Origin of the sequence: Bradyrhizobium sp., assembly GCF_016462955.1 — a bacterium.
Classification (GTDB): Bacteria; Pseudomonadota; Alphaproteobacteria; order Rhizobiales; family Xanthobacteraceae; genus Bradyrhizobium.
In genome coordinates this window covers 693-6,200 of the sequence record NZ_JAEMSD010000412.1, presented here as the reverse complement: position 1 = coordinate 6,200, position 5,508 = coordinate 693, and the positions used below count along the sequence as shown (strand labels likewise).

Genomic DNA, 5,508 nt, shown 5'->3' with positions numbered 1-5,508 from the left:
TGATCGCACCGGCGCGGATCGCGCTGGTCCAGGCCTCGCAAGCGACCGTCAGCTCAAATTCGCTGCCGTCCGTGCTGGTGATGCTCGGCCTCGCGGAACCGCTTTCGCGCGCGCTTGCCGCTGCCGCGATCGTTGTCGCGCTGATTCCGTTCGCGTTCGCGCACGCCGGGTTTCGTCGTTCGCCGGGACAGATCGCGGCAGGTGTCATTGTGGGCTTGCTGGTGGCCGGAGGTTGGTACGTCACCGGCTATCTCGGCGCTGACGACTTCAACCCCGTCCCGGTGACTTCGCTCACCTTCATCGCGCCGATCGCGGATGCCCTGCAATATGCCATGCTTTCGACCGGCCTGACGCTGAATTTCGGCATCGCGACGGTGGCCGGCGTCTTCGTCGGCAGTCTGGTGACGGCACTCGCAACTGGCCGGTTCAAGCTCGAAGGCTATTCCTCGCCGCGCCACATGCTGCGCTCAGGCGGCGGCGCGGCGCTGATGGGCATCGGGGGTGTGATGGCGTTCGGCTGCTCGATTGGGCAGGGGCTGACAGGCGTCTCGACGCTCGCGCTGGGGTCGTTCGTGGCGCTCGCCGGCATTCTGCTCGGCACCGCCGCAGGCTTGCGCGGCGCGCTGCGGGTTCAGCCGCTCGCAGTGGCCTGACCGCGAAGCAGTCGATCGCCGAGCGTCGCAAGGCCGATACCAGTGACGATCAGTCCGGCCGCAACGGCAAGGCTCGCGTAGATCGGCTCGCCCAGCAAGATCGCGGCACTGGCGATGCCGACAAGCGGCGTCGCAGTAGTCCCGAGCGAGGTTGTCAGCGCCGAGATGCTCTTGTTGACCATCGACATCGCCCAATAGGCCAGCGCCGTCCCGATCAGGCCTGAATACAGGAACAGCGACACGAGCCTCCACGACCAATCGACGTGCGGCAGCCCGTCGATGATTATCGCCAGTGTCGACAGCACGGCCGTGGCCACGAGTACCTGCCAGAGCAGGAGTTGGAGCGGAGACGCGATCCAGCGGTGCGCGCGGAGATAGATGATGTTCGCGGCCCAGGAGATCGCGGCGAGGATGATCATGCCGGCGCCGAGCAAGACACCGGCACTGGTCCAGTCGATCGAGGATGGGTTCAGGATGACGGCAAGCCCGATCAGTCCGAGCAGAGCGCCGGCAAGCTTGGGCGCGGTCAGCACCTCCTTTCCGAGCATGGGCGCGGCGAGCGCGACCCAGAGTGGCGTGGTGTAACCGAGCACGACGCCCTTGCTCGCCGGCAGGAAGCGCAGGCCCGCCGCGACGAGGATCGAGAACAGCGTCATGTGCAGCAGCGCGACGCTGAGGATGACGGGTATATCGCGCCGTTCCGGGATCACCAGATTCTTGCTCAGTCCGAGGATCACGATGAGGCCGACCAGCGCGATCCAACTCCGGATCGCGCTGGTCCACAGCGGCGAGACGAATTCCACGAGTTGCTTCGTCACCGACCAGTTCACACCCCAGGCCAGCACGACAATGAGGAATAGGCCGACGGCCGCGCGGGGTGAAGGTGAGTTCATCTCGGAGTCCTTGAAGCATTCCAGTTCGCGGGATAGCATCGCCACTGGCACCTAAAAAAGCGCCAGATTGGATAATAGTACGATGCCAGTTTCGGAAGAGGTGATCTCCGCTCTGATCGACTTGAAGCGGACGGACGACGCGGGGCTGGTGACGCAGCTGACGAGCCAGCTTAGAGACCTGATCGCGAGCGGGCGTCTCGGGAAGGGTCGTATGCTGCCGTCGAGCCGTCGGCTTGCGAGCGATCTCGGGGTCTCCCGGAACACCGCCACTTATGCGTACGAGCAGCTTGCCGCCGAGGGATATGTTGCGGCATCGCACGGCCGCCGTCCGGTGGTTACGGTCGATGGAGGCGGACGTCGTTTAGGAGCGCGTGCCGCGGCGGCGCGCGGTCGTTCCGGAGAGCTGCGACTTTCGCCCTGGGCACTGAACCTCAAGCAGACCGACTGGCCGATGTCCTATCAGGGATCACTGAGGCCGTTGCGCCCGGGGCATGGCGATTTCAGAGAGTTTCCGGACGAGGTCTGGGCGCGTTGCTTGCGCCGCAGTGCCGTGCGTGCAGCCAGGCGGGAGCTCGGCCCGGTTAACCGGACGCGCCTGCGCGAGGCGCTCGCGGATTATCTGGCGACCAGCCGGGGTGTCCGGGCCACCGCAGACCAGATCATGATCCTGCCGAGCGCGCAGGCTGCCTTGACCTTGATTGCCGCGACCGTGGTCACGCCGGGCGATGAGGTCTGGGTTGAGGATCCCGGTTATCCCGGTGCCGCGGCTGCCTTCCGGGCGTCCGGTGCAAGCGTGACCGGTATCGGACTGGACGAGCAGGGCATGCAGCGGATGCCGGGGCTTGAAGCACCAAAGCTGATCTTCATGACGCCGTCGCACCAGCATCCGACCGGGCGGCTGATGTCGCTGGCCCGCCGCGCCGAATTTCTCAGCCTGAGCAGGCCCGGCAAGACCTGGATCGTGGAGGACGATTACGACGGCGAGTTCCATTATGACAGCAGGCCGGTGCCGGCCTTGCAGGGGCTCGATGCCCATGGCCGCGTGTTCTATGTCGGCACCTTCTCGAAGGCGATGACGCCGGACATCCGGCTTGGCTATCTCGTGGCGCCGCCGGCACTGGCCAGCACCCTGGAAATCGCGCAGCGGCATAGCGGGCTGCTCGCTTCGAGTCACATTCAGGAAGGACTCGCCGAGTTCATCGCCGATGGGCATTTCCTCGCGCATCTGCGCCGGGTGCGCCGGCTCTATCACGCGCGCCGCGACCACCTCGTCGACGAACTGGAACGACAGCTCGGCGGGATGCTCTCGGTCGAAGTGCCCCCTGGAGGCATTCAACTTGTCGCTCGTGTCAAGCGCGGTCGCACTGATCAGGCGGCAGTGAGGCGGCTGCTTGCGGCGGGGGTCGAGACGCGCGCCCTGTCAAGCCTGGCGGTCGGGAGGCCCCGCGATCACGGCCTGCTGCTCGGCTTTGCGGCCTGGCGCGAGAGCGAGATCAGCGCGGCCGTGCGGACGATGGCATCGTGCTTGTAGTGCAGGTGCCTAGTCCACCGCCGTCGTCACAATGCGGATCTCCGACGTCAGGGTCCGGTGCACCGGGCACTTGTCGGCGATCTCCATCAGCTTCTTGCGCTGCTCGGCATCGAGTGCGCCCTCCATCGCGATGTCGCGCTCGATCTGGTCGAGCATGCCTTCGCGCGTTTCGCATTCCGCGCAGTCCTTGGCGTGGATCTTGGAATGCTTCAGCCTGACGGTGACGCGATCGAGCGGCAGCGACTTGCGGTCGGCATAGAGGCGCATGGTCATGGAGGTGCAGGCACCTAAGCCGGCGAGCAGGAAGTCATACGGGCCCGGCCCGGCATCTGCGCCGCCAGCCGCAACAGGCTCGTCCGCCACCAGATGATGCGGCCCGACGGTGATGGTCTGGTTGAACTTGCTCTTGCGGGTCTCCTGCACCACGACCTGCCGCGGCGCCTCGGGGAGGTCCATCGCTTTTGCCGGTGTCGCCGCGTCGACGTAGCGGCTGGCCCAGGCCGCGACCACATCGGCCGCGTAGAGCGCGTCGGCGGGCTTGCTCAGCAGATGATCGGCATGGTCGAGCGAGACGAAGCTCTTCGGATGCTTCGCCGCGACGAAGATCTTCGTCGCGTTGTCGATTCCGACGGTGTCGTCGACCGGCGAGTGCATCACCAGCAGCGCCTTGTGCAGGCCAGCGATACCCTTCATTAGTTCGTGCTCGGCGATGTCGTCGAGGAACTCACGCTTGATGCGGAACGGGCGGCCTGCAAGCGAAACTTCCACCTCGCCCTGCGAGCGGATGCTGTCGATATGCTCTTTGAACAGACCCGTGACGTGGGCGGGATCGGACGGCGCCGCAATGGTCACGACCGCCCTGGCTTCGCGGATTTGTCCTGCTGCAGCGAGGACCGCTGCGCCGCCGAGGCTGTGCCCGATCAGGATAGAGGGCGCCTTGCGGACCTCGCGCAGATGGTCCGCCGCGCGCACGAGGTCGGCGACGTTGGAGGAGAACGTCGAATTGGCGAAATCGCCTTGGCTGGAGCCGAGCCCGGTGAAGTCGAAGCGCAGCACCGCGATACCCTTGGCGGCGAGCGCAACCGAGATGCGCTTGGCCGCCAGCGTATCCTTGCCGCAGGTGAAGCAGTGCGCGAACAGTGCATAGGCCGCGGGCTCGCCGTCCGGCAACTCCAGCGCGGCCGCAAGCTGATGGCCCCCTTCGCCCGTGAACTGAAAGCGCTCCGTCGGCATGGGATTCCCCTCGTTCCTACTTGAAGACTAATCGTCCGAGTAGCGCTGCTCGGCCCAGGGATCGCCGCGGTTATGATAGCCGCGGACCTCCCAGAAGCCCGGTGCATCCTTGGTCAGGAATTCGATGGCCTGCAGCCATTTCGCACTCTTCCAGAAATAGAGGTGCGGCACCACCAGCCGAACCGGGCCGCCGTGCTCCTCCGTCAGCGGCTGGCCCGACCAGCTATGGGCCAGCAGCGCATCCTCGGCGGCGAAGTCTTCCAGCGCGAGATTGGTGGTGTAGCCGTCATAGGAATGAAGCACGACGAAGCGCGCATCCTCGCGTGGCTGGCAGGTCGCCAATAGCTCGCGCGTCGCGAGCCCGTCCCACTCGTTGTCATAGCGCGACCAGGTCGTCACGCAATGGATGTCGGAGGTGAACCGGTCCTGCTTCTGCGCGATGAACTCGTCGAAAGTCCAGAACACGGGGCTCTCGACCGCGCCGTAGACGTCGAGCCGCCAGCGCTCGCGCGACACCGGCGGCGTGACGCCGAGATCGAGCACCGGCCAATCTTTTGTGAGGTGCTGCCCCGGCGGCAGCCGCTGATCTTCCGGCCGGATCACCTTGCCGGTGAGGAAGCGGCCCTCGCGCGCCCATTTCTCCTTGGTGCGCGTCAGCTTGCTGTCGGGCGGCGTGTCGTCGTCAGCCATGGCCGTCCAGCTTCTCCGTACTGGGGTTGGAGAAGCCTACATCGCCTTTCCCAGCAGAAATGGCAACTGCCGGGGGCCTCGCACCGTGCCCTGTGACCAGGTCACGGTGCCTGCCGGATCGAGGCGGAAATCGGGAATCCGCTTCAGCCATTCTTCCAGCGCCACCTGCATTTCCATGCGCGCCAGGTTGGAACCGACACAGCGGTGGATGCCGAGACCGAAGGCGGCGTGACGGTTCTCGCGACGGTCGATCACGACTTTGTCAGCGTCCGGAAACATCTTGGGGTCGCGGTTCGCAGCCGGGAAGGACAACAGCACCATGTTGCCCGGCTTGACCGGGCAACCCGAGACCGTCGTCTCCTTGACCACCTCGCGCGCCATCGTCACCGGCGAATAGGCGCGCAGCAACTCCTCCACCGCGGTCGGGATCAGCTCCGGCTCGGCGATCAGCCGCTCGCGGTCGGCGGGTGTCTTCGCAAGATGCCAGAGCGAGGAGCCGATCGCGCTC

6 protein-coding genes are annotated in these 5,508 nt (G+C 65.8%); 2 read left to right on the top strand and 4 right to left on the bottom strand.

Annotated features, from left to right (window positions below):
• A partial coding sequence (locus JHD07_RS30070) for a YeeE/YedE family protein (RefSeq protein WP_291628744.1) occupies nucleotides 1–653 on the top strand: 653 nt, incomplete at its 5' end.
• On the opposite strand, the gene JHD07_RS30065 is transcribed toward JHD07_RS30070, so the two are convergent.
• Nucleotides 632–1,546 carry a DMT family transporter gene (locus tag JHD07_RS30065; protein WP_291628743.1) on the bottom strand — a complete coding sequence of 305 codons (915 nt, stop codon included), beginning with the start codon at nucleotides 1,544–1,546 and terminating at the stop codon, nucleotides 632–634. The two genes, JHD07_RS30070 and JHD07_RS30065, sit on opposite strands and share 22 nt — an antisense overlap.
• Before the next feature lie 82 nt (nucleotides 1,547–1,628).
• Here JHD07_RS30065 and JHD07_RS30060 point away from each other — a divergent pair, with 82 nt between their 5' ends.
• Nucleotides 1,629–3,077, top strand: a complete 1,449-nt coding sequence (locus JHD07_RS30060) for a PLP-dependent aminotransferase family protein (protein WP_291628741.1) — start codon at nucleotides 1,629–1,631, stop codon at nucleotides 3,075–3,077.
• A 9-nt stretch (nucleotides 3,078–3,086) separates the two neighbouring features.
• Here the strand turns inward: JHD07_RS30060 and JHD07_RS30055 are convergent, their stop codons facing one another.
• The 3 genes from JHD07_RS30055 to JHD07_RS30045 all read right to left on the bottom strand — a co-directional run.
• Nucleotides 3,087–4,310 (bottom strand): alpha/beta fold hydrolase, encoded by a 1,224-nt coding sequence (locus JHD07_RS30055; RefSeq protein WP_291628740.1) that lies wholly within the window; start codon nucleotides 4,308–4,310, stop codon nucleotides 3,087–3,089.
• 27 nt (nucleotides 4,311–4,337) lie between these two features.
• Complete coding sequence (locus tag JHD07_RS30050) at nucleotides 4,338–5,000, bottom strand: sulfite oxidase-like oxidoreductase (protein WP_291628739.1); 663 nt, start codon at nucleotides 4,998–5,000, stop codon at nucleotides 4,338–4,340.
• Nucleotides 5,001–5,036: 36 nt separating this feature from the next.
• Nucleotides 5,037–5,508 (bottom strand): cytochrome P450 (locus JHD07_RS30045; protein ID WP_291628738.1); only part of this gene is annotated, 472 nt, incomplete at its 5' end.